We start from the raw sequence: 25,221 nt of genomic DNA, 5'->3' as shown, positions 1-25,221 counted from the left end.
TTAAAGTACCTTCATTCCACCAAATTTTCTTACTTTTAAGACATGACAAGAATCTTCACCAAAATACTTTTCAATTTCTTCTTTATAATGATCAACGTATTCATCTTCCACAAAGGATTGGATTGTTCCCGCAAATCCACCTCCATGAACACGACATACACCATGATTTTCTAAAATACCTTCTGATAAAGCAAGAGCCAAAGAAACAGCTTGATTATCTGGATATTTATTTGAATAAACATTTTGTAAGTATTTATACGAAGAATCTCCTGAATCTTTAATAACTTGTTTAAACGTATCAAAATCATTATTTTTTAAAGAAGATACTGCTTTTTCCACACGTTTATTTTCATTAAATAAATGAATTGCTCTTAAAATCGCACGATCTCCAACTTCTTTTCTTACTTCTACTAATTGATTATAAAAATCTTTTTCATCTACTTCTCTTAAAACTTCTTTGCCAAAGAATTGAGCTACTTTTTTCATTTCATAAGGAACAGCTGCATAATCATCTGTTAAATCTGCATGAGATGCATGGACATCTACAATACATAAACTATGTTTAAATGAAGAAAATTCAACATCTACTTTTTCGACAACAGGTTTACTATTATCCTTAAAATCAATATGAATCAAACTTCCTACTGAACAAGCACTTTGATCCATTAAACCACATGGTTTTCCAAAATATACATTTTCACTATATTGTCCCACTTGTCCAATCACGACAGGATCGACTTTCATTTCATTATAAAGACCTGAAAGAATGGTTCCAATCATGACTTCAAAAGCTGCAGATGAAGATAACCCTGAGCCTTGTAAAACATCACTTGTCATATAGCCGTTAAATCCACCAATGGCATAACCTAATTCTTTAAAACGGGCAAGAACTCCTCTCATTAGTCCTTCAGATGTTCCTACTTCATCTTCTTTTTTTGATAAATCATCTAAAGAAATAGGTTTTAAATCATAATCATCTGATAAAACTTTCACCACATCATTTTTAGAAACAACCGCAATAATATCTAAGTTGATGGCTGCCGCTAAAACTTCACCATTTTGATGATCCGTATGATTCCCGCTCACTTCACTTCTTCCTGGTGTACTATAGATTTCAATTTCTTGATCTCCATAAAGTGAAATAAATTTTTCAATTGCTGCTACATATCTTTGAGGTTGTTTTTCAATACGACTTTCATCAATATAGACTTCTTTTAAAACATCATTATAAGTTCCTTCTTGAATCTCTTTAATCACTAAACTTGCTTTTTTCATTCTTTTTCTCCTACCATTTCTACAAATTTAATAAAAGCTTCTTTTCCTTCTTCATTCATTTTAAAGACACCTGCATCTTCTAATACATTAACGAATTTATGTGTTAATTCTTCTTTTAGTAATTGATCCACTGTACCTTCATTAAAATCATGGCTCTTTAATTCATTATACCATGCCACATGCTTTTTCATATTTGAAATTTCTAAAATATTCTTTTTTCCTAATAAACATTCTTTTAAAACTTCTAATTCATCTTTTAATCTTGCCGGTAAAACCGCAAGTCCCATCACTTCAATTAAACCAATATTTTCTTTTTTAATATGATGTAAGTTTTGATGAGGATGGAAAATACCATCAGGATATTTTTCACTTGTTCGATTGTTTCTTAAAACAAGATCCATTTCATACAATCCATTTTTCTTTCTTACAATTGGAGTAATGGTATTATGTCTTGTTTCATGGCTATAAGCGATAATATCCAATTTTTCATTAGAATAATTGATCCATTTATTTAAAGTATCTAAAGCAAATCGAATCATTTGTTCATCATTTGTTGAACGTACACGAATGGTTGATAAAGGCCAATTTAAAACACTGATTTGTAAATCCGGATATTTATCTAAAGATATATCTTTAACAACTGTCGCTCCTTCTATTGGAAAGATATAATGTCCTCCTTGGAAATGATCGTGTGTTAAAATAGATCCTCCTACAATTGGTAAATCCGCATTTGAACCTAGCATATAATGTGGAAATTGTTTAACAAATGAAAATAATGATCTAAAAGTATTTTCATTAATGACCATTGGTTGATGGTTTTCATTAAAAATAATGCAATGTTCGTTATAATAAACATAAGGTGAATATTGCATGTAGTAACGATATCCATTTAACACTAATGGGATAATACGATGATTTTGTCTTGCGGGATGATTAAAGTTTCCTGCAAAACCCACATTTTCTTTACATAAAAGGCATTTGGGATAACCACTGGCTTTGATTGTTTTTGCCTTCATGATTTCTTTTGGATCTTTTTCTGGTTTAGATAAATTAATGGTAATTTCAATATCGCCATATTTATAAAATTGTTTGAAACGAATATTTTTATCTGTTCTTGTTTTTCGAATATAATTCGATGCAATAGATAAATCATAGAAATACTTTGTTGCTTTTTTAGAATCTTCTTTATAATACTCTTTAAATGTTTGAATCACTTCACTTGGACGAGGCATTAAACAATTCATAATGCGTGTATCAAAAAGATCTCGTTCTGTAATATTATTTTCAATGAGGCCTTCTTGACAAGCATAATCTAACATTTCTTCTAAAATATCTGTCGCCACTTCTAATTCTTCACTCATTTCTTCTTTAGTAAAATGATCTAAATGAAATAAATCTAATAATAAGTTCACTGCATAAATTTCATCATCTTCGCTAATTAAATGATGTTGTAAACCAAAATGAATAAGTCGATTAATTTGATGATTCATTTTCTATCCCCCATTCTTTCTCAATCTCATTTTATCACTTTAGTAAACTTTATCAATATATTTTACTAAATATTAATTAATAAATTATAATTTTAGTAAAAAGGTAATACTTTCGTATTACCTTTTCATAACATTTTTATTTCAAGATATGATATTTGAAAATACTTTTCAAAATTTTGTAGTTTTAATATATGCAGTAAAAACAGACTTCTTCCGTTTCATGAGGTCTGTTTTTTTGCTTAATTAATTTCATTCAATTATCCTAACATATTAACAACATCTTTAATATCATTTTGAAATTCTTCACTAAAATCATTTAAATCATCAAGCTGTATAATTTCTTCATTTAATAAAGAAAGAATATTATTAAACATCATTGATCTTCTCATATCAATAACAACACCAACACTTTTTTTATCATGAAAAATTCTATTTTCTAGATCCCAAAAATTTTTTGCTGGATTTTCATCTCTTTGTAGGATTTCTATATATTCCTTATTGAGTTTTTGCATATAATTTTCTTGCCAACCAATAATTTTCTTTCTAAATATTTTCCAATCACTTTCTTTAATTTCATACATATCTTGCTACTCCTTTGCAAAAGAATTAATATAGAGTGATTTTAGTTCTTCATCATCCATTTCATCAACTTCTAAATAAAAATGTTTGATCCCTACTGCATCATAATAACCTATCACACGATCTTTCATTTCTTCTTTACTGACTTCTTTTTTTACACCATTAATTGTTACTTCCATAATTATTCTCTCCTTTTCTCTATTCTATCAAAAAAATGGACTCTTCGTCCATTTTTACGACAATTATTTCTGTTTCATAAATCGTTAAATCATCCATAATTTTCCTCCATAGCTTTACTCTAACAAAAAGAAAATATTATAGATGTTTTTATCTTTAGTTAAACCACAAATAAACGTATTTAAATATGATTTGTATCTTGAATAATTTTTCCATCTTCAATCGTAATAACACGATCAGCAATAGAGGCAATTTCTTGATCATGAGTTACTAAAATAACTGTTTCATGATATTTTCTTTGGGCGATTTTTAATAAATCAACAACTTCTTTAGAACTTTTAGCATCGAGGTTTCCCGTAGGTTCATCCGCGAAAATAATCGCTGGCTTACTTGCAAGGGCTCTTGCAAGGGCAACTCTTTGTTGTTGTCCTCCTGAAAGTTCATAAATAAAAGAATTCTTCTTTTCTTCTAGACCTAATAGATTAATAATTTCATTTAAATAATCATCATCAATCTCGCCATCATCTAAATGAATTGGTAAAACTATATTCTCTAAAACATTTTGTGTGGAAATAAGATTGAAGAATTGAAAGACAAAACCCATTCTTCTTCGTCTAAAACGCGTTAAAGTATGATCATTCATTTCATAAAGAGACTTTCCTTCTAAATAAACTTCTCCTTTTGTTGGTTTTACTAAACCTGCCAAGATATGAAGAAGTGTACTTTTTCCACTTCCACTTCTTCCAACAATGGCTACAAAAGAGCCTTCTTCTATTTGTAAATCAATATGATTGGTTGCATAGATTTTATTATCTTCATAACCATATGTTTTAACAATATCTTTCGCTTCTAAAATAACATTCATATTAGTTATCTTCCTTTCTTATTTCTTCATTTTGATGTGCTTTTAAAACAATTAATAAAGGAATATTATAAACACATAAATAAACTAGAAAAATAATCCCTACTAAAATCATTAATTGCGCTATTGGAAAATAATGATCGATACTTCCTCTTAATAAAATCAACTCATAAAAAACACAAGGAATAAGTGTACATAAAAACATTTTTATTGATTTCCATACTTGTTTTATTTTAATTTCCCGATAACTTAAACCTATAATATGATACATAAGATAATCTTGATAATTATTTTCAATATGATTGTAATTTAAAAACATCATTAAAATAAAACCTACAGCTAATGCAAGCATTAAAAGATGTTTAGGAATATTTAATGTAGAAAACAAACTTACTGAAAGTTCATCACTTGTTACCATTTCATAAACTCTTGCTTTATAATGTTTTTTCATGAACTTTTCTACTTTTATAACATCTTTTATTGGATACCAATGATATCCTGAATAATATTCATCACTTGTATTGAATCGTTTTAAATCATCTTCAAACATATAAATCATTGAATCATTATAATATTCATTTTCATTGATTCCAACAATGGTATATTCTTCACCTGCAATGATCACTTTTTCATTAAGTTTTACTTCATCAAGAGCAATCTCATAATTGTCATCTCCTAAATAATTTCCTTGATCATTATGAGAAGATGTTGAACTTTCTACTCGATATTTCTTTCCTTTAAAAGTTACTTGATTCGCTTCAACTTTAAGATTTGGATACCATTCTTTTGAAAGAATAACATGATTAAAATGATTGCCCACGACAATTTCATGACTTTTTTGAGGAAATCTTCCTTTTAAATCATCTTTATTACTTTGATAATAATAAAGTTGGCAAAGTTTATAAACAGATTGAGGAATTTCTCGATAGGTCATAGTTATTCCTTCATCAATATAATGATGATTAATAATAATGTCATTTTGAGAAAATTCTTTTAAAAATAAATTTGCTTCTTTTTGAGTTGCCATAATAAGTTCTACCTGACTTTGTTCATTTTGATCTTTTGTTTGAATGGGATGTCCTTGATAGAAATAAACAAGTCCATATAAAGAAAGTATTAAAACAAATACATAAAAACAGATATTCATTCTTTTATTTGCCCATAATTCTCTTGTAGCTAAAGAAGCAAGTGTTTGTTTTTTTAATTTTTTATATCTTACTTGAATATAATTAAACTTTTTGCTATCAAAAGTACCTGCCAAAGCATTCTTAGAGCTTGAATAAATGGGAATGAGAATCGTTATAAAAATACAACTCATCAATACCAATACTAAAAATAATGTTTCTTTAAATGAAATTTGATAAATAAATGTATGATAGGTTTTACTTTGAAGATAGAGATAACCTAAAGATACACATACACCTATTAACAATCCTATTAAAATAGAAAGAAAAGAGATCAGCATGTTTTCTTGCATGACCATCATCATTAATTGATTTGTTGTCATTCCTATTCCTCGATAAAGAGCCATTTCTTTCATTCTCTTTTTTAGGGAAGTAGAAGTTAAAGCGAATAAAACAAAAAGTATAATTATAATAAATTCAAACGTTTGTTGGAGCTGATTGGTTGCTTTTTCTACTTGATCATGAATTTCATTTTGATCATAACCATAAGGATTATAATCATAATGAATTTCTATTTCTTGATAGTTATTTCCATCATTAAATTGAATATAATGATTATCTGATAAAACAGACATATTCGAATAATAATCTTTTGTTTGATACGTCTCTAAGTTTGTATAAATATCAGGTAAGTTTTTATTGGCGGTTTGTATAATACCAACAATCGTATAATTTTTTCCTTCTATTTCTATTTGATCATAAAGTTTATACTTTTTAGAAACTTTTTGATTGATTAAAATTTCTTGATCATTTTGTATTTTTCTTCCTTTAATAATTTTTACTCGACACAATGAATAAATATTCTTTTCAATATGACCTACTTGGTAATTATCATATTTTCCTTGAAAATCTACATAACCATATTTAATGATATCTTTAAAATAGTCTTTGCTGTAGATTTCAATTCCTTTTTTGGTTTGTTCATCAATATTTTCTATTCGTGTATACCAAGAACCATAGGTTGAAATATGATAGTTCTTTTTCATTTGATACAGATTATCAACAATAAAAAAACTTGAAAAAATAAGAGTAGAAACAATTAAAAGAACGATTAAAACAATAAGATAATGCTTTTTATACTTTTGAATATTTCTTTTTGCGAGCATATTGATCGTATGTGACATATTCTTTCCTCCTCTAACTTTATCTTACGATTCAATCATGAAAACTAAGTGAAATTAGATTTTTTTCTTCATTTTCATTTGAGGAAGTACAATTTCAAAGCAAGCCCCTTGTTGATTATAGGCTTTTATAAAACCATGATGGGCCTCTATTATTTCTTTAGCTATATAAAGCCCTAATCCTGTCCCTTTTGAATTTTCCCCACGATAAAATCTTTGAAATAAAAAAGGCAAATCTTTTTCCTTAAAACCATTTCCTTGATCTTGGATTATCATTTTTAAAGTTGTTTCATTTTCATAAACAAAAATAGAAAGCGGTGTAGAATTTTTTTCTAAACAATTCTTGATAATATTTTCTAATGCTTCTATAAACCATTTTTCATCACATAATAATTTTATATTTTTATTTAAATGTATTTGCGGATTTAAATAGTCAAGATCTTCTTCTATTTCATCAATAAGCATTTCTAAATCATATTCTTTAAAACAATATTGGATATTATGAGAGTTTAATAAGGCGATGGTTTGTAAGTCATTGACTAAAAGTTGTATTCGTTGTATTTGATGTTCTATTGCATAGAGTTTTTCATTTTGGTTTTCTTCAAGTAAAAGCTCTGTTTGTATACGGATAGAAGTAATTGGTGTTTTTAATTGATGAGAGATATCTTCGATATAATCCTTTAGTTTTAGCTGTTCTTTTTTGATAGCTTTTAAGGATTGATGATATCTTTTATTAAGTAGAAATAATTTATTAGATAATAAACTTTCTTTGGATTCACCATCAATGATAGAAAAATCTTTTTGTTCAATAATGGCATCACAACACTGTATTAAATAATTCATTTGTTTCTTTTTATTTTTTTGTTCCAAAAAATAAAAAAGAATACTTGTAATAATAAAGACATTAAAAATATTACTTACCAAAAAAGAATAGATTTCTACAACAATCATTAATACAATTGAAATAATCAGGCAAACATGATTATTCTTTTCTTTTTTTATATTTTCCATCGATACCCTACACCCCTTAATGTTTCAATATATTTTCGATTTTGATATTCTCCTAATGTTTGTCTTAATCTTTTTAAATGAGCTGTTAATGTATTATCTTCCACCACATGCCCAGTTATATCTTCAATCAACATTAATAAATAATCTCTAGTAAGCACCCTTCCATGTCCTTCTACCAGAGCCCTTAATAAAGCAAAAGTAATCGTACTCAATTCTAATTCCTTATTATCTTTAAAAACTTTATGTTTTAACGTATCAATAATTAAATCATCTATATAATAAACCCCTTGTTGCTTTGTTACTTTTCTAAGGTTACATTCAATTCTGGCACAAAGTTCTTTAATACCAAAAGGCTTACATACATAATCATCACCACCTTCGTTTAATCCCCTTACAATTGTTTCTTCATCATTTAAACAACTTAAAAAAATAATTGGCATCTCATACTTTTCTTTAATTTCTTTACATAAAGAAATTCCATTACCATCAGGTAATTGAATATCTAAAAGAATGAGATCAATATATTCATTTAATTTCTCTAAAGTTTCTTTTTTAGAATAAGAAACTTCCACAATATAATCCCTATTCTCCAACATTTCCTTTAAAGAATCTGCGATACTTTCATCATCTTCTACAATTAATATTTTTTTCATAATTATCACCATCTCTATCATACCATGCTTAAATGAAAAAAAGATGAAAGTAGCCACTTTCATCTTTAAATTATTTTTCTAAAACAAATAATTGTTTCTCTTTAATATAAACAAGTAAATGAACTAAAAAACAAATACAAACCATTTTCATAGCAGGTGAACTTACTAACATAGGAATAATAAAAAAGCCATATAATACAAGATCCATAAAAACGATTCCAAATAATAAACCTGTATTTTTCTTTAGATCAATACTTTCATGATGCCCTACTTTATAAATAAGCAACAAGATATAAAGAATTCCTACAATAAAAATCATACAATAAGCAATTTGATAAATATTTTCAAAGATTTCTATTTTATGTGTTACCATAAAACTATTAAAATACATGGCACTCATTGTATAAATTAATTCAAAAATATAAATAAGACAAATCAAATACATGCCTAGCTTTTTTTTCATAAGACTTCACCCTTCCTTTATTTAAGTATATAAAAGAAATGTGTAAATCTTGTGAAAAAAAGAACCAAAATGGTTCTAAAGACGTTTTTTCAACATTGTAATATTTTCTCTTGCCCAAACTTCTTTAAAGCCTAAATCAAGAAAAAGATTTTTAGCTGGATTATTTATTTCAATATCATCACATAAAAAGCGAAGACCATTTTCTTTAGCTTGTTGACATAAAAGTTCTAAAGCTTCTTTTCCTTTACCTAAATGACGATATTTAGCTTCAACAATAATATTAAGAACATACTCACGATATTCTTCTTCAAAATAGTAAGAAACTTCTCCAATATATTTTTTTAAAATATCATCATAAATATAGGCATAGTAATATTTAGCATCATTCATCCATAAAGCATACCAAGGTTGCCAGATTTTTTCATTGAAATCAACAGTTCCCCCATTGTTTTTATTAAAGGCCATGGTTTGAGGATCTTTTAAGAGCTTTTTACGGTATTTTAATTCTTCAATTTGAGGTTGTACTAATTTAATCATATTTCTCCCCTATAAACAAAAAAAGCCTTCATCAAGACTTCATAAAAATGGGGCGGACGATGAGAATCGAACTCACGAATGCCGGAGCCACAATCCGGTGCGTTAACCACTTCGCCACGTCCGCCAAGTATCTATATAAAACAGTTAAAATATGGGGCGGACGATGAGAATCGAACTCACGAATGCCGGAGCCACAATCCGGTGCGTTAACCACTTCGCCACGTCCGCCGTATCAACTGCATATAATAATCTACACTATTTCAAAGACTTTGTAAAGCATTTTTTATAAAAATATCTACATTCTTTCTAGAAATTATTATACAATAAAGAAGAATATAAAAGAAAAGGATAAGTATATGAACGAATTAGAAAATTATTATGGAAAGTTTTGTGAAGATAAACGTCTAACGAGAAAACATGGCCAAGTTGAATATCGTACATCAATGAAATATATTCATGATTATTTAAAACCCGGAGATCGTCTTTTAGATATTGGGGCTGGAACAGGAAGGTATTCTGTATCCTTAAGTCAAGAAGGCTATGAAGTCGACGCCATCGAACTTGTTAAATATAATTTAGGTATGTTGAAAGCTAAAAAAAGTAATGTCAAAGCTTATCAAGGAACAGCTTTAGATTTATCAAGATATCAAGATGAAACTTTTGATGTCACTCTTTTATTTGGTCCAATGTATCATTTATTTAGTTATGAAGATAAATTAAAAGCTTTATCAGAAGCAAAACGTGTAACTAAAACCGGTGGTATCATTCTTGTTGCTTATGTCATGAATGATTACAGCGTTTTAGTTCATGGTTTTAGAGATGGACATATTAAAGAAGCTTTAAAAAATGGTAAGATTGATAAAAATTTCCAAACCCAAACAAATATTGATGATCTTTATAGTTATGTACGTCTAGAATTGATCGAAAAACTGAATAAAGATTTAAATTTGGAAAGAATTAAAATTATTGCGGCTGATGGGCCGGCAGATTACATGCGCCCTATTTTAAACAAGATGGATGATGAAACTTTTGAACTCTTTATGCAATATCATTTATCAACTTGTGAAAGACAAGATCTTATTGGAGCAAGTTCTCATACATTAGATATATTAAGGAAGGTATAGTTATGGCTGTTATTCAATTAAATTATTTATCAAAAGCATTACTTCGTACAGTTGATGTTACGGTGGTTTTACCCGTTGATACCTTAGACATGGAAAGTATGACGTATACAAAAAGAAAAGAATATAAGACACTTTATTTACTTCACGGGATTTTTGGTGATCAAAATGATTGGCTTTATGGAACACGCATTCAACGTTTTGCGAATGAAAGAGGTTTATGTGTAGTGATGCCTAGTGGTGAAAATATGTTCTATGTCGATCAAGAACATCCCCATAATCACTATAGTCAATTTATTGGCGAAGAACTTGTAGAAATGACTAGAGCAATGTTCCCTCTTTCTCATAAAAAAGAAGATACTTTTATTGCAGGTCTTTCGATGGGTGGTTATGGAGCCATTGTTAATGGTTTAAAATATTATCAAACATTTGGATATATTGCCGGTCTTTCTAGCGCTTTAATGTTAGAAGATTGGGTCAATTGTAAACCACCAATTATTCAAGGTGTTGACGCTAAAAAATATTATGAAAGTTTATTTGGTGATATTTCAAAACTTCAAGGAAGTGATAAAGATTATTATGCTTTAGTGAAGAAAATCCCTCACGATCAACTTCCTAAAATGTATATGTGCATTGGTATCGATGACTTTTTACTTGAAACAAATCGTAAGTATCGTAATTATTTACTTAAAGAAAAAATAGATCTTACTTATGAAGAAGGTCCAGGTAATCATGAATGGGATTTCTGGGATCGTTATATTTTAAAAATACTTGATTGGCTTCCTTTAAATAAAAAGGATGAAGGTTTAAATAGTGGACATGTAAGCAAATGAGAGCAATAAAAAATTGCTCTCATTTTAAATTAATGTTTGATTGAGTCCCCAATGGTCAAATTCGTGGAAAATCACGTAAATATTATTTGGATCAATTTTTGTTGTTTCATGAATCATTTGAATCATTGCTTCTGTAAGTTTTTTCTTATCTTCAAATTCAGCATTTCGATAGAGATTGATTTCAATCATCATGCATGTTAATTCTTCTCCTTTAAAATACATAATTTGATCATCTTCCATATGAATCATTAATGCTTTCTCTGATTTTCCCGGAATAAGAGAAATTAATTCCCCTGATTTTTCTTTAATCATATTTTCTTGTCTAAGTGTTAATTTGTGATTTGTTTTAAATGAAATATAAGGCATTTTTTACCCTCCTTTCTTTCTATTTTATCATTAAAAAAATAAAATGAAAATGTTTACAAAATATTTTTTGTGATGATATAATAGATATGCAAAGGTTTTATATAATTTTCTAAAATATCACAAATATGAAGGAAGTTGTATTTCACTTTATGTACACAATCTCATATTTGCGATTTTATACATAGAGTATTTTCATTTGTAATTTTATTAGGAGGTACAGACATGGCTGTAGGAAAAGTTAAATGGTTTAACGCTGAAAAAGGATTTGGATTCATTACTAGTGAAGAAGGAAAAGATATTTTCGTTCACTTCTCTGCTATTCAAGCTGATGGATACAAATCTTTAGAAGAAGGACAAACTGTTGATTACGATGTAACTGAAACTGATCGTGGTCCTCAAGCTCAAAACGTTGTTGTAAAATAACATAATCCATTAAAAAGGAGATTGCTTAGCAATCTCTCTTTTTTTATCGATAAACAACAACTGGTAAATTAACATAGATTTGTGAGTATAGCGAACCTGCAAAACTTGTTGGTAAGTTGATACATCCATGAGATCCACTATTAATATAAATATCTCCACCAAATGTACTACGCCATGAAGCATCATGGAAACCGATTCCTTTATTAAAAGGCATCCAATAAGAAACAGGTGATTCATATTCATATTTACCATTTGCTTGTTTAGTTCCTCTTAACACACGATTTCTTTCCTTATTATATATATAATAAGTTCCATTTGGTGTAAGTCTTGAAGAATCACTTTCTTTACCACTGACAAAATCTGATTCTAAAACAACAGAACCATCTTTAACAAGCCATAAATGTTGTTTAGTAATATTTACTTCAATATAACTTGAACCAAGTCCCCCATTACCTTCACTTGGAAGTTGTCCAGTATGTTCAGGAACACGACTTTCTTCACTTTTATTTTCACTCATTAAAGCAAATAATGCACTGACTTCTTTATCTTGTGAAACTCTAAAACCATATGTACCACCACTGACGGTATGACTTTGTCCATCTTGTCCAGTAAAAGTTCTTGATGAACCAATGGAATTGTATTGACTTGCAAGACTTTTAACGAATTCATTTAATTTACTTTTAAATGTACTTTCATCTTTTGTATATGTTCCATCATCATTTTTAGTAAGCCAATTCATAGTTTCACTACCATCTAAAGTAATTTCTTTTCCTTTAGGGGTTGTATAATGAATAGAAGATAAACAGTATTGGTTAGCAGCCTCTAAATGGTTTTTTAAATCTTGATCATCTTCATAAACTGTTGGTAAAACATAACTTTTTGATTTTGTAAGATCTAAAGAAGTTTTTCCTTCACTAATATAAACTTTAATATTATTTATTAATTGTTCATTATTAAATTTTGATCCTAATGTTTCTTTGACGATACTAAATTGTTTATCTTGGTATTGAAGATAAGCATCGGTTGGATCTACTTGTTTATCTGCTTGAGCATGTTCTAATGATTGAATTCCTTGGCTTAAGCTTTCATCATTTACATTAATTAAATCTGTCAATGTTTGTTTATTTTGGCTAAAGAAACCTGTAAACCATAACCATTTATTTTGTTGATCCAGGACTTTTTGTAATGAATTCTTTTCATTATAACTTATCCCTAATTGATTAGCTTGTAAGACTTCACTTTGTCCATCATTAAAAACAAGTGTTAATGATTTTGAAGAAACTTGCTTTTCTAATTTTTGATTTGCTTGTTTTAATGATAACGTTTCAACTGAACAATCATTAATGACTGTACCCTTTAAAAACTTATCATTAAAATAAATTCTTCCAGCAAGATATCCTATTAATAATAATAAAATTGTAATTGTACCAATTAATGCCGGTTTTTGATGGCTTTTATACCATTTTTTCATTTTTTCCACAACATATCTCTCCCTCGTCTATTTCGACATTTCAGGACCTATTCTACCACATTTTCTACATTGGTAAAGAAAAAAGTATGGTATTTATCATCATTTTTGATAAATACCACACTTTACTTTATCAACTGTTTCAATTCTTGAACATTTCCATGATAAACAAGTCCTTGCATTCCGATTTTTTTTGCGCCTTCAACATTTTCTTTTAAATCATCCACAAAGAAACATTCGTTTGCTTGAAGATGATATTCTTTTAAGAAATCTTCAAAAATATCTAAATTCGGTTTTATTTTTTGATGTGCCGCTGAAATGTAAAGACCTTCTAAATGTTGAAAAATTGATTTGGTTTGATAATATTGATTGAATTGTAAAGAACAGTTGGATAATAAATAGAAATGGTATCCTTTTTGTTTATATTCCTTAATAAACTCTTCCATTTCATCAAATTGTTCAAAATACTCAAACCAATGTTCAAAACCATATTCTATCAATTCTCTTTTTTCTTTTGAAACACTCTCTAATAATTGTTGTTTAGCTTCTTTTAAAGAAATACTTCCTTTATCTAATTGTAGCCATTGTGGACTTTGAAAAAGATATTTGATTAAAAATTCTTGATCTTCTTTGTTTGTTGTAAGTTTAGAAGAAATATAATCAACATCCCACTTACAACAAACATTCCCCATATCTAAAACTATATTTTTTATCATTGAAGAAAATAGGCTTGATACTATTATAATAAAGGATTCAATTTTTCTAAAACGCCATCTTTTCCCGCGAATCCAACTAATTGATCAACGGCTTTACCATCTTTAAAGAAAATAACGTTTGGAATTGATTGGATTCCATATCTTCGTGCTAAATCAACATCTTGATCTACATCTACTTTTACAAATTTTACTTGTTTATATTCGTCTGCCATTTCTTCTAAAACAGGTGCTAACATTTTACAAGGTCCACACCAATTTGCAAAAAAATCAACAACAACAATTCCTTCTGATGTTACTTCATCAAATTGTGTACTATTAATAATTTTCATTCTTTTCACCTCATGTATATTATGCCAAAACTCCTTTTTTTTACAAGGGATATGCTTATAATATTTGAATTTTATCTCTATAACTGTTATGATGTCTTTGTAATTAGACTAGAAACGGAGTGATGTTATGAAAAAAGTCGCAATCGTGACTGATAGTAACGCTGGTATACGTCAAGAAGAAGCAAAAGAACTTGGGATTTTTGTTTTACCGATGCCTTTTACTATTGATGATCAAACATATTATGAAGATATCAATTTAACTCAAGAGGAGTTTTTTGAAAAACAAATTTCAGGAGCTGAAATTTTCACTTCACAACCTGTTGTAGGAAATGTGAAAGAATTATGGGATCAAATCTTAAAAGATTATGATGAAATCGTTCATATTCCAATGTCTAGTGGATTAAGTGGTTCATGTCAAACTGCTTGTATGCTGGCCCAAGAATATGACAACCGTGTTTTTGTGGTTGATAGTCAACGTATTTCCGTCACTCAAAAATATGATGTTATTGATGCTAAAAGAATGGCTGACGAAGGTAAAAGCGGACAAGAAATCTATGATATTTTAACTGAAAATAAATTAAATGCTTCTATTTATATTACAGTAAATACACTTGATTACTTAAAAAAAGGTGGACGTATTACTCCTGCAGTTGCCCTTCTTGGAGGAATGTTAAAGATTAAACCTATCTTACAAATTCAAGGAGAAAAATTAGATTCTTTTGCGAAAACAAGAACGATGGCAAAAGGTACAAAAATCATGAAAGAAGCGATCGCTAAAGATATTGAAGAACGCTTTGGTAATGATTATCATAATGTCCATATCTGTGTTGCTTACACTTATGATCAAGAACCTGCTCTTGCTTTAAAGAAAGAGCTTGAAGAAATGTATCCAGGTGAAGAGATTATTTGTGATCCACTTTCTTTAAGTGTTTCATGTCATATTGGACCTCATTCACTAGCAATCGCTATATGTAAAAAAATTTAGATTCTCATTCGAGAATCTTTTTTATTAGGGTATAATTCATTTGACTTTTTTTCTTTTGATAGTCTATAATACATTTTAAGTGTATGTTATAATAAAACAAAAAAACAAGGAGGAAAAATATGCAAGAAAAGCCAAATTATAATAAAACGCGTGGCAATAAAACAAACAAATATCATCAACGCAAAAACACAACACATAAACCTCATAAACCTGTTAAACATAATAGAAGTCAAGACACAAGGGTTTATGCTCTTGGTGGTTTAAATGAAATTGGTAAAAATATGTATTGTGTAGAACATGATAATGAAATTATTATCATTGATGCAGGTGTTAAATTTGCTGAAGAAGGATTACCAGGAATTGATTATGTCATCCCTGATTATAGTTATTTAAAAAGAAATGAACACAAAATCAGAGGATTATTAATTACTCATGGTCATGAAGATCATATTGGTGGAATTCCTTTCTTATTACAAGTTGTAAAGATTCCATTTATTTATGCTTCTCCTTTAGCTTGCGCCATGATTACAAGAAAGCTTGAAGAAAAACGTCTAACAAATGCAACACATTTAATTCGTATTGACGACGAATATCAAATTAAAACAAAATATTTTAATATTGGTTTCTTTAAAACCAACCATTCTATTCCAGAAAGTTTAGGAATTATTATTAATTCTCCTAATGGACGCATTGTTTCTACTGGAGATTTCAAATTTGATTTAACTCCTGTTGGAGAACCAGCAGATTTTCAAAAGATGTCTTTTTTAGGAGAAACAGGTGTTACTTTATTATTAAGTGATTCAACAAATGCGGAAGTCCCTACTTTCTCTAAAAGTGAAAAACAAGTAGCTTACGCTGTTCAAGAAGAATTTAGAAAAACAGAAGGTCGTTTAATTGTAGCAACCTTTGCCTCTAACGTCCATCGTGTTCAACAAATTGTAGAGGCTGCTGTTAAGTTTAATCGTAAAATTTTAGTATTTGGACGTTCTATGGAAAACAATATCCAAGTATCACGTCAAATGGGTTATATCAAAGCGCCTGATTCTTTCTTTATTAGTAATAATGAAGCAAAGAAACTTCCTGATAATGAAATTTTGATTTTATGTACGGGAAGTCAAGGCGAAGCTTTAGCAGCCTTAAGTCGTATCGCTAATGGAACACATAAATTCGTTAAAATTAAACCGGGAGATACTGTTGTTTTTTCATCAAGTCCAATTCCAGGAAATGCTTCAAGTATTAATGTTGTTGTTAATCGTTTATTTAGAGCAGGTGCTAAAGTATTAGTTAATACTGCTTTCAACAACCTTCATACTTCAGGACATGCGAGTCAAGAAGAACAAAAATTAATGATGTTACTTACAAAACCAAAATATTTCTTCCCAGTACATGGAGAATATCGTATGTTGAAGATTCATGCGGAACTTGCTGAAGAAGTAGGTATTCCTAAAGAAAATTCCTTTGTTTTAAGTAATGGAGATACCATTCTTTTAAATAAAGGAACAGCCCGTTTAGGACCAAGAATCCATGTCGATGATATTTATGTTGATGGAAATGATTTATCTGGTTTATCAACAGCGGTTTTAAGAGATCGTCAAATTTTATCAGAAGATGGAATGGTTTCCGTATTAATTTCTATGGATTCTCATGAAGGAAAACTTCTTGCCAAACCAGTTATTATTTCTCGTGGTTTTGTTTATATGAAAGATAGTTTTCCTATGATTCGTGAAGCAGAAAATCTTGTTGGTCAAGCTTTAAGTCAATTACTTGCAGGTAAGACAACTTTTGGTGAAATTAAAAATACAACACGTGATGTATTGTCTCAATATTTTTATCGTAAGACAAAAAGAAATCCAATGATTATTCCTGTTATTATGAATAAAAAACAATGAAAAAATTAATCAAGAAATTTAAAAAACTATTTCTTATTGTTCTTTGTGTTCTTGTTGCTTTATGTATTTTTCAATGGTATGAACAAAGCCAAGATCGCTGTTCAATTACAAAAACAACATTTACAGAAAATTCATTACCGAAACAATTTAATGGGTTTACAATTGGATATCTTTCAGATTTGAATTTATCTAAAAAAAACGATTTAACAAGATTAAACAGTATTATTCAAGATTTAAACGCTAAAAACTTAGATATGATCCTTTTTGGTGGCGATATTTTTAACGAAAGTAGTTTTGAAAACAATCAAGTTTCAAAAGTATTAAAGAAACTTCAAAGCCATTATGGAAAATTTGCAGTACTAGGAGATAAAGATCAAAATGATTCTTCTACCTGTTCAAATATTTTAACAGAAGCTGGTTTTGAAGTATTGCATAACGAAGTTAGAAATATCTATTATAAAGAAGATATTATTCAATTAATTGGTTTAGAAAATACAGGAGATTGTTCTGGTTTGATTAATGAAACCAACGAAAAGAGTTATAAAATAGCACTTATTCATCAACCTGATTATTTTAAAGAAATAAGTCAGTACTCCATTCAATTACAATTATCTGGGCATACATTAGGTGGTTATTATAAAATACCATTTATTGGTGGGATTGAAACGAAGGATAAAGGTAAGAATTATGTAAATGGAAAGCATACAAAAAATAAGACAACTTTATTGATTTCTAATGGTTTCAATAAAGAAAGTAGTGAAAATCATCGTTTTTTAACGCGTGATGAAGTGAATATAATTACATTAAAAAGATAGTGCATTTGCACTATCTTTTTATCATTGTTCCAACACCTTTTTTTGTAAAGATTTCAATTAATAAACTATGTTCTAAACGTCCATCTAAAATATGAACACGTTTAACATCATTTTGCACCGCATCTAAACAGTTTTTAAGTTTAGGAATCATACCGCCGGTAATAATACCACTTTCAAAGAGTTCTTTAGCAGATTCAGTATCAATTTTAGAAATAAGTGTACTTGGATCACTTGGATTTTCTAAGACACCTTCAATATCTGTTAAGAAAACAAGTTTACTTGCTTTTACAGCGCGAGCGATTGCGGTTGCAACATCATCGGCATTAATATTATAAGCATGATATTTTTCATCAAGACCAATTGTCGAAATAATTGGAGTATATCCTTGATCTAATAAAGTATTGATAAGTGTTGTATCCACATAAGTAATCTTTCCAACAAAACCAATATCTTCACCTTGAGGCATCACTTTTTCTACTGTGATCATATTGCCATCTTTTCCAGATAGACCAACAGCATGTGTTCCAATTTGTTCCAAATGAGTAACAAGACCTTTATTGATTTTACCTGATAAAACCATTTCTGCAATTTCTAAAGTATCTTTATCTGTTACACGTAATCCATTTTTAAATTCGCTTTTAATTTGTACACGATCTAACATACGATTGATGTCTTTCCCTCCACCGTGAACAATAATCGGTTTTAACCCGACTGATTTTAAAACAGCGATATCTTTTAGAACACTCTTTTTAATAATTTCATTTGTCATGGCACTTCCGCCATATTTAATAACAACGATATCCCCTTCGTATTTTTGCATATATCCTAAAGCTTCGACAAGAATCTCCGCTTTATCGATTTCTTTTTTAAATTCTTGTTGCATCTCATTTCCCCCTACGAACGATAATCAGCATTAATTTTTACATAATCATAAGTTAAGTCACAACCCCAAGCAGTGGCTTTTCCATCCGCAATTTTCATAATAATGTTTGCTTTAACATATTCACTTGATAAGATTTTTGTAGCAAACTCTTCGCTATAATCAGTAGCCATTCCATTTTCAACAAGTTGTAAATTTCCAAATTCACTTTCAATAAATAAATCAACTTGATAAGGATCAAATTCTTCACCAGAATATCCCATCGCACATAAAAGTCGACCCCAGTTTGCATCATTACCATAAATAGCTGTTTTAACAAGTGGTGATGTACATACACTTTTGGCAATGACTTTTGCTTGTTTAACATCTTTTGCCCCTTTTACATTGACTTCTAAAAGTTTTGTGGCACCTTCCCCATCACCAGCAATACATTTAGCAAGATATTCATTAACATAGTAAAGAGCTTCTTTAAATATTTGATAATCTTCATTTTCTTCTGTGATTTCATCATTTCCTGCTAAACCATTAGCAAGTAATAAAACCGTATCATTTGTCGATGTATCACGATCTACTGAAATCATATTAAAAGTATCAGGAATAACTGATTTTAAAGCTTTATTTAATAACTCTTTAGAAATATTTAAATCTGTTGTAATGAATCCTAACATTGTTGCCATATTCGGATGAATCATTCCTGATCCTTTACAACAAGCACCAATGGTTACTGTTTTTCCACCTACTTCAATTTCTACAGCAAGATGTTTTGGTTTGGTATCTGTTGTCATAATCGAAGTCGCAACATCAATTCCTGCTTGATGATCACCTTTTAATTGTTTTAAAGCATCCCCAATTCCCTTTTCAATTGGTTCTGTAGGAAGTTGTTTCCCAATAACTCCCGTTGAACAAATAAGAACTTTTTCTTTATCGACTTCTAAAGCATCCCCTACGATACTTGCAAATTTTTCATTTGCTTGATTTCCAAGTTCACCTGTACAAGCATTAGCAATTCCACTATTAATAGCAATTGCTTTGACTGTTTCATAATTTTCTACGATATGTTTATCCCATAAAACAGGGGCAGCTTTTACCATATTTGTTGTAAAAGTTCCCACTGCTTTGGCTTCAACATCTGAAACAATTAAAGCAAAATCTTTATTTTTCTTTTTGATCCCAATATGCAATCCAGTTCCTTTATAACCTTTTGGGTTAGTAACTGTTCCATTATCTATTACTTTCATACTCTTTTCCCCTTATAATACTGCAGGTGCTAACATAAGCCCTGTTTTTTCATCTAAACCAAACATAATATTCATATTTTGAATTGCTTGTCCAGCAGCTCCTTTAACAAGATTATCCATAGCTCCCATCATAATAACTCTATGTGTACGAGGATCTACTTTATAAGCAACATCGACAAAGTTTGAACATTTTACATTTCTTACTTCTGGAACATTTCCTTCTTTTAAGACACGTACAAAATATTCATCCTTATAAATATCATAAGCTTTTTTAACTTCTTCTTCGCTAACCCCTTCTTTTAGCTTTGCATAAGCAGTAATCAAAATCCCACGATTCATCGGAATAAGATGTGGTGTGAAGTTAAGTAATACTTTTGATGAAGAAGCATACCCTAATTGTTCTTCAATTTCTGGTGTATGTCGATGACTTGCCACACCATAAGCTTTAATACTTTCATTGACTTCACAATAAAGATTTTGTACTTTAGCACCTCTACCAGCACCACTTGTTCCACTTTTTGCATCAATTATCAATGTATCCATATCAATAAGTCCTGCTTTTGCAAGTGGATAAATCGATAAAATGGAACATGTTGGATAACATCCAGGATTAGCAACCAAACGTGCCTTTTTAACATCTTCCCTATTAATTTCACATAATCCATAAACTGCTTCTTGAATAAATTCAGGTGAAGCATGTTTAATTCCATACCATGATTCATAAGTTTCAACATCTTTAATACGATAATCCGCTGATAAATCAATAACCTTTACTTTCTTTAAAACATTTTCATTGACCATCTTTGCACAAACCCCTTGAGGTGTGGCAAAGAAAACAACATCAACATGATCTAAATATTTTTCAATATCTTCATCTACACATTTTTGATCTAATAAAGTGAAATAACTTTTATAAACATCACTATATTCTTGATCACTATATGTTCTTGATGAAACCCATTCAATATTGACATTTGGATGTGTTGACAAAAATCTTACCAGCTCACATCCTCCATAACCAGTTGAACCAACAATTCCGACATTAATCATTCTACTTTTCCCCCTATAAAAAATAAAAAATCGTCTCTATAAATAGAGACGATTGACCGCGTTACCACTCTAATTGTTGCAAGTTGACCTTACAACCTCTTTCATCTTTAAGGCAGATCTACCAAAAGATATACTTTTATTTCCATCTTCCCTCTCGTAAATGCGCTTCATCTTTATTTCCATTCCTATCTTCCATCAACATAGGATTGCTCTTATTTCCATAAAGACTACTCTTTTAGTCATCGAGTTTAAAATCATTATATGACAAATTTCCATTTTGTCAATAATGATTTATTAAGAAAAAAATTTTTTAATATATATAATAAAGATGCGGCTTACTTTTTGGGTCTACAACATTTCGACAAGTATATTGCATATTTGAAAAAAGTAGTTTATGATAATAATAATTTATAATATAAAAATAAGGGGGAAACTATAAATGAAAGAAAAAGTTGTTTTAGCTTATTCTGGTGGATTAGATACAACTGCGATCATCCCATGGCTAAAAGAAAACTACGATTGTGAAGTTATTTGTTGCTGTATTGACGTTGGTCAAAAAGAAGAATTAGACGGTCTAGAAGAACGTGCTAAAGCTTGTGGTGCAAGTAAACTTTATATCAAAAATGTGGTTGATGAATACGTAGAAAATTACATTATGCCTACTGTTCAAGCAGATGCTGTATTTGAATACAAATACTTATTAGGGACTGCAACTGCTCGTCCATTAATCGCAAAAGTACTTGTTGATGTTGCTCGTCAAGAAGGCGCAACAGCAATTTGTCATGGTGCAACTGGTAAAGGAAATGACCAAATTCGTTTTGAATTAGGTATTAAAGCATTAGCTCCAGATTTAAAAATCATTGCTGCTTGGCGTGATCCAAAATGGACAATGGATTCTCGTGAATCTGAAATCGAATATTGTAGAGCTCATGGTATTAATTTACCTTTCTCTGCTGATAATAGTTACTCACGTGATAGAAATATTTGGCATATTTCTCATGAAGGATTAGAACTTGAAGATCCGTCATGTGCACCCAATTATGATCACTTATTAGTATTATCAAATTCTCCAGAAAAAGCTCCAGAAGAAGATGTACACTTATCAATCGATTGGGAAAAAGGTGTTCCTGTTGCTTTAAACGGTGAAAAAATGTCACAAAGAGAAATCTTAGAAAAATTAAATGAAATTGGTGGTCAACATGGTATTGGAATTATTGATATCGTTGAAAACCGTGTTGTTGGTATGAAATCAAGAGGTGTTTATGAAACACCAGGTGGAACAATTTTAATGGAAGCTCACCAACAATTAGAAGAACTTATCTTAGATAGAGAAACACTTAAATATAAACGTCTTGTTTCTGTTGAATTTGCTGAACTTGTTTATGCAGCTAAATGGTTCTCACCACTTAGAGAAGCATTAACTGCTTTTGTTGATAAAACTCAAGAATATGTAACAGGTACAACAAACTTTAGATTATATAAAGGTAATATTATTAAAGAAGGTACAACTTCTCCTTACTCATTATATGATGAAGATATCGCTTCATTTAAAACTGGTGATTTATATGATCATCATGATGCTGAAGGATTCATTACTTTATATGGTCTTTCAACTAAAGTACGTGCAATGAAATTAAATAACAAAAAATAAAAAGAGCCCACTGCTCTTTTTATTTAAAGGAGGAAATTTATGAATTTATGGGGTGGAAGATTCACAAAACCAACAAACCAACTTGTTTATGATTTTAATGCTTCTATTAAATTTGATAAAACTTTTGCCGGTCAAGATATCAAAGGAAGTATTGGTCATGTAAAAATGTTGACAAAACAAGAAATCTTAACTCAAGAAGAAGGTCAATTAATTGAAAAAACTTTAAAAGAAATTTTAAATGAAGTTGAAAATGAAACATTAGAAATTGATGAAAGCTTTGAAGATATTCATAGCTTTGTAGAATCCACATTAATCGATCGTATTGGTGATACCGGTAAAAAATTACATACAGGTAGAAGTAGAAATGACCAAGTCGCTTTAGATATGAGACTTTATACAAAAGATCAAATCGAAATGTTAAATACTTTACTTATTGATTTACTAAAAACTATTCATGAAATCATGAAAGAACATGTCGATACCATCATGCCTGGTTTTACTCATCTACAAAAAGCACAACCAATTACCTTAGCGCATCATATGGGCGCTTATTTTGAAATGTTTAAACGCGATCAATCACGTTTACATGATATTTATGAAAGAATGGACTATTGCCCATTAGGTTCTGGTGCTCTTGCTGGAACAACTTATCCATTAGATAGAGAATACAGTGCTGACATTTTAGGTTTTAAAGGACCTTGTTTAAATAGTATTGATGGTGTTTCTGATCGTGATTATTTAATTGAACTTTTAAGTGCAATGTCTACGATGATGATGCATATGTCACGTTTATCTGAAGAAATGATTATTTGGAATACGAATGAATATCAATTTATTGATTTAGATGATACTTTCTCAACTGGTTCTTCAATCATGCCACAAAAGAAAAACCCTGATATTTGCGAATTGATCAGGGGAAAAACAGGACGTGTTTATGGTGCCCTTATGGGATTTTTAACAACTATGAAAGGTCTTCCTCTTGCTTATAATAAAGATATGCAAGAAGATAAAGAAATGTATTTTGATGCATTAAATACTACTAAGGGATGTCTTCAATTATTAAGTGATATGTTAAAATCAACAACATTTAATAAAGATAAAATGAAAAAATCAGCAACTGGTGGCTTTACAAATGCAACCGATGCTGCTGACTATCTAGTAAACAAAGGTGTTCCATTTAGAGATGCTCATGGTATTATTGGACAACTTGTCTTATATGCCATTAGTCAAAACAAAGATCTTGATGAACTTTCTCTAGAAGAATTCAAAAATATTTCTGATGTTTTTGAAGATGATGTTTATCAAGCAATTGATGTCAATACTTGTGTCAATAAAAGAAATACGATTGGTGCCTGTGGTCAAGAAATGATGAAAAAAGTCATCGCTTTAAATGAAGAATATTTAAAACAATTTTAAAAAGGGCTTTCGCCCTTTGGTTTTATTTCAAGCCATGATATTTGAAACTGCTTTTCAAAATCTTGTGGTTTTAATATATGTAGTAAAAACAGACCTCTTCTGTTTCATGAGGTCTGCTTTTTTGCTTTATATTACTTTGATATCATGTCATAATTATTTAAATATATAGAAAGTAAAAAGGATGATACCCAACATCGCCAAACGTCACTTATCATCCTCTGTCAAAAGACATGATTATAATAACTGATTACTCTATAAAACTCAATACTTCCAAAGCTAAAAATGATTTTGATGCTCTTATAAAATTCAGAAAACTATATTCTGATCTCATTTCTTCATTTTCTTTATCTTCTATTGAATGCACCTGTGGCAGTCATAACTGGCATATGCATTCTTCCTATTCTCGCTTCTATGATTTTCTTGGAAGAAAAATCAAAGTTTCCATTCAGCGTATTATCTGTACTTCATGCGGTAAAACTCATGCTCTGCTTATTGAAGATATGATTCCTTTTTCTACTTTTACATTCTCTCAAATCATCGACTGTCTTGATGATCCTGATTTCCCTGTGGATAACTTTCACAGATCTTTTCTGATCAACAAATATTATAACGTTGAACAAAATTACCGTTCATACTGTCAAATAAACCGAAGAAATCATATGCTTATTTTTCTTCCAACATAACTTTTA

General features: G+C 29.6%; 26 protein-coding genes, 2 tRNA genes and 1 other annotated feature. Of the genes, 9 read left to right on the top strand and 19 right to left on the bottom strand.

The features are described from left to right. The 12 genes from C7U55_RS00790 to C7U55_RS00740 all read right to left on the bottom strand — a co-directional run bounded on the left by C7U55_RS00790 (position 1) and on the right by C7U55_RS00740 (position 9,580). On the bottom strand, positions 1-1,275 hold the full coding sequence (locus C7U55_RS00790) for a galactokinase (RefSeq protein ID WP_106986913.1): 1,275 nt from the start codon (positions 1,273-1,275) through the stop codon (positions 1-3). Next, positions 1,272-2,765 carry a UDP-glucose--hexose-1-phosphate uridylyltransferase gene (locus C7U55_RS00785; RefSeq protein WP_106986912.1) on the bottom strand — a complete coding sequence of 498 codons (1,494 nt, stop codon included), beginning with the start codon at positions 2,763-2,765 and terminating at the stop codon, positions 1,272-1,274. Before C7U55_RS00785 ends, C7U55_RS00790 begins: the two co-directional genes overlap by 4 nt. A 257-nt stretch (positions 2,766-3,022) precedes the next feature. Further along, the gene (locus C7U55_RS00780; protein WP_106986911.1) at positions 3,023-3,346 is read right to left on the bottom strand and encodes a multidrug transporter; all 324 of its coding nucleotides are present in this window, start codon (positions 3,344-3,346) and stop codon (positions 3,023-3,025) included. Between the two features lie 6 nt (positions 3,347-3,352). After that, a complete protein-coding gene (locus C7U55_RS13475; RefSeq protein WP_155522368.1) occupies positions 3,353-3,523 on the bottom strand; it encodes a hypothetical protein in 171 nt (56 codons plus the stop codon). 179 nt (positions 3,524-3,702) lie between these two features. Beyond that, complete coding sequence (locus C7U55_RS00775) at positions 3,703-4,386, bottom strand: ABC transporter ATP-binding protein (protein WP_032090463.1); 684 nt, start codon at positions 4,384-4,386, stop codon at positions 3,703-3,705. Between the two features lies 1 nt (position 4,387). After that, entirely contained in the window at positions 4,388-6,691 is a 2,304-nt protein-coding gene (locus tag C7U55_RS00770) for an ABC transporter permease (protein WP_106986910.1), read from the bottom strand. A 54-nt stretch (positions 6,692-6,745) separates the two neighbouring features. After that, complete coding sequence (locus tag C7U55_RS00765; protein ID WP_106986909.1) at positions 6,746-7,699, bottom strand: sensor histidine kinase; 954 nt, start codon at positions 7,697-7,699, stop codon at positions 6,746-6,748. Further along, a complete protein-coding gene (locus C7U55_RS00760; RefSeq protein ID WP_106986908.1) occupies positions 7,687-8,352 on the bottom strand; it encodes a response regulator transcription factor in 666 nt (221 codons plus the stop codon). The genes C7U55_RS00765 and C7U55_RS00760 overlap by 13 nt, the downstream gene beginning before the upstream one ends. Positions 8,353-8,422: 70 nt before the next feature. After that, a complete protein-coding gene (locus C7U55_RS00755) occupies positions 8,423-8,815 on the bottom strand; it encodes a hypothetical protein (protein WP_106986907.1) in 393 nt (130 codons plus the stop codon). A gap of 75 nt (positions 8,816-8,890) precedes the next feature. Beyond that, entirely contained in the window at positions 8,891-9,352 is a 462-nt protein-coding gene (locus tag C7U55_RS00750) for a GNAT family N-acetyltransferase (RefSeq protein ID WP_106986906.1), read from the bottom strand. Between the two features lie 48 nt (positions 9,353-9,400). Further along, positions 9,401-9,476: transfer RNA gene (locus tag C7U55_RS00745), tRNA-His, on the bottom strand. Between the two features lie 28 nt (positions 9,477-9,504). After that, positions 9,505-9,580: transfer RNA gene (locus C7U55_RS00740), tRNA-His, on the bottom strand. Positions 9,581-9,708: 128 nt separating this feature from the next. Between C7U55_RS00740 and C7U55_RS00735 the strand changes: the two genes are divergently transcribed. Next, positions 9,709-10,476, top strand: coding sequence for a class I SAM-dependent methyltransferase (locus C7U55_RS00735; RefSeq protein ID WP_106986905.1), 768 nt, complete (start codon positions 9,709-9,711; stop codon positions 10,474-10,476). A gap of 2 nt (positions 10,477-10,478) precedes the next feature. After that, the gene (locus C7U55_RS00730; RefSeq protein WP_106986904.1) at positions 10,479-11,306 is read left to right on the top strand and encodes an alpha/beta hydrolase; all 828 of its coding nucleotides are present in this window, start codon (positions 10,479-10,481) and stop codon (positions 11,304-11,306) included. A 24-nt stretch (positions 11,307-11,330) separates the two neighbouring features. Here C7U55_RS00730 and C7U55_RS00725 read toward each other — a convergent pair whose 3' ends face one another. Next, entirely contained in the window at positions 11,331-11,672 is a 342-nt protein-coding gene (locus C7U55_RS00725; RefSeq protein ID WP_048923352.1) for a tautomerase family protein, read from the bottom strand. Positions 11,673-11,894: 222 nt separating this feature from the next. Between C7U55_RS00725 and C7U55_RS00720 the strand changes: the two genes are divergently transcribed. Then, positions 11,895-12,095 carry a cold-shock protein gene (locus C7U55_RS00720; RefSeq protein ID WP_048923353.1) on the top strand — a complete coding sequence of 67 codons (201 nt, stop codon included), beginning with the start codon at positions 11,895-11,897 and terminating at the stop codon, positions 12,093-12,095. A 43-nt stretch (positions 12,096-12,138) separates the two neighbouring features. On the opposite strand, the gene C7U55_RS00715 is transcribed toward C7U55_RS00720, so the two are convergent. From C7U55_RS00715 to trxA, 3 genes are all read right to left on the bottom strand, one after another. Beyond that, positions 12,139-13,566 (bottom strand): L,D-transpeptidase family protein, encoded by a 1,428-nt coding sequence (locus tag C7U55_RS00715; protein ID WP_227213504.1) that lies wholly within the window; start codon positions 13,564-13,566, stop codon positions 12,139-12,141. A gap of 122 nt (positions 13,567-13,688) precedes the next feature. Further along, a complete protein-coding gene (locus C7U55_RS00710) occupies positions 13,689-14,279 on the bottom strand; it encodes an HAD family hydrolase (RefSeq protein WP_106986902.1) in 591 nt (196 codons plus the stop codon). A 23-nt stretch (positions 14,280-14,302) separates the two neighbouring features. Continuing rightward, entirely contained in the window at positions 14,303-14,608 is a 306-nt protein-coding gene (trxA, locus tag C7U55_RS00705; protein WP_106986901.1) for a thioredoxin, read from the bottom strand. 127 nt (positions 14,609-14,735) lie between these two features. On the opposite strand from trxA, the gene C7U55_RS00700 reads away from it, so the two are divergent. The 3 genes from C7U55_RS00700 to C7U55_RS00690 all read left to right on the top strand — a co-directional run bounded on the left by C7U55_RS00700 (position 14,736) and on the right by C7U55_RS00690 (position 18,297). Then, positions 14,736-15,593, top strand: coding sequence for a DegV family protein (locus C7U55_RS00700; RefSeq protein ID WP_048923357.1), 858 nt, complete (start codon positions 14,736-14,738; stop codon positions 15,591-15,593). Positions 15,594-15,712: 119 nt separating this feature from the next. Continuing rightward, positions 15,713-17,482, top strand: coding sequence for a ribonuclease J1 (gene rnjA / locus C7U55_RS00695; protein ID WP_106986900.1), 1,770 nt, complete (start codon positions 15,713-15,715; stop codon positions 17,480-17,482). After that, a complete protein-coding gene (locus C7U55_RS00690; RefSeq protein WP_106986899.1) occupies positions 17,479-18,297 on the top strand; it encodes a metallophosphoesterase in 819 nt (272 codons plus the stop codon). The genes rnjA and C7U55_RS00690 overlap by 4 nt, the downstream gene beginning before the upstream one ends. 10 nt (positions 18,298-18,307) lie before the next feature. Here C7U55_RS00690 and argB read toward each other — a convergent pair whose 3' ends face one another. Genes argB through argC form a run of 3 tightly spaced genes read right to left on the bottom strand, consistent with a single transcriptional unit; the run spans position 18,308 to position 21,465 of the window. Next, entirely contained in the window at positions 18,308-19,180 is an 873-nt protein-coding gene (gene argB / locus C7U55_RS00685) for an acetylglutamate kinase (protein WP_106986898.1), read from the bottom strand. 11 nt (positions 19,181-19,191) lie between these two features. After that, on the bottom strand, positions 19,192-20,415 hold the full coding sequence (argJ, locus tag C7U55_RS00680) for a bifunctional ornithine acetyltransferase/N-acetylglutamate synthase (protein ID WP_106986897.1): 1,224 nt from the start codon (positions 20,413-20,415) through the stop codon (positions 19,192-19,194). Positions 20,416-20,427: 12 nt separating this feature from the next. Continuing rightward, the gene (gene argC, locus C7U55_RS00675; RefSeq protein WP_106986896.1) at positions 20,428-21,465 is read right to left on the bottom strand and encodes an N-acetyl-gamma-glutamyl-phosphate reductase; all 1,038 of its coding nucleotides are present in this window, start codon (positions 21,463-21,465) and stop codon (positions 20,428-20,430) included. Positions 21,466-21,506: 41 nt separating this feature from the next. Then, positions 21,507-21,717: a binding site (T-box leader), on the bottom strand. 187 nt (positions 21,718-21,904) lie between these two features. Between argC and C7U55_RS00670 the strand changes: the two genes are divergently transcribed. From C7U55_RS00670 to C7U55_RS14185, 3 genes are all read left to right on the top strand, one after another. Next, positions 21,905-23,116 carry an argininosuccinate synthase gene (locus C7U55_RS00670; RefSeq protein ID WP_032090484.1) on the top strand — a complete coding sequence of 404 codons (1,212 nt, stop codon included), beginning with the start codon at positions 21,905-21,907 and terminating at the stop codon, positions 23,114-23,116. 39 nt (positions 23,117-23,155) lie between these two features. Continuing rightward, positions 23,156-24,532 (top strand): argininosuccinate lyase, encoded by a 1,377-nt coding sequence (gene argH, locus C7U55_RS00665; protein ID WP_106986895.1) that lies wholly within the window; start codon positions 23,156-23,158, stop codon positions 24,530-24,532. A 230-nt stretch (positions 24,533-24,762) separates the two neighbouring features. Next, positions 24,763-25,215 carry a DUF6431 domain-containing protein gene (locus C7U55_RS14185; RefSeq protein WP_396129953.1) on the top strand — a complete coding sequence of 151 codons (453 nt, stop codon included), beginning with the start codon at positions 24,763-24,765 and terminating at the stop codon, positions 25,213-25,215. Positions 25,216-25,221: the final 6 nt, after the last annotated feature.

This window comes from Faecalibacillus faecis, assembly GCF_003024675.1.
Classification (GTDB): Bacteria; Bacillota_I; Bacilli_A; order Erysipelotrichales; family Coprobacillaceae; genus Faecalibacillus; species Faecalibacillus faecis.
The sequence above is the reverse complement of the archived record's forward strand: the minus strand, read 5'-3'. Positions and strand labels throughout refer to the sequence as shown.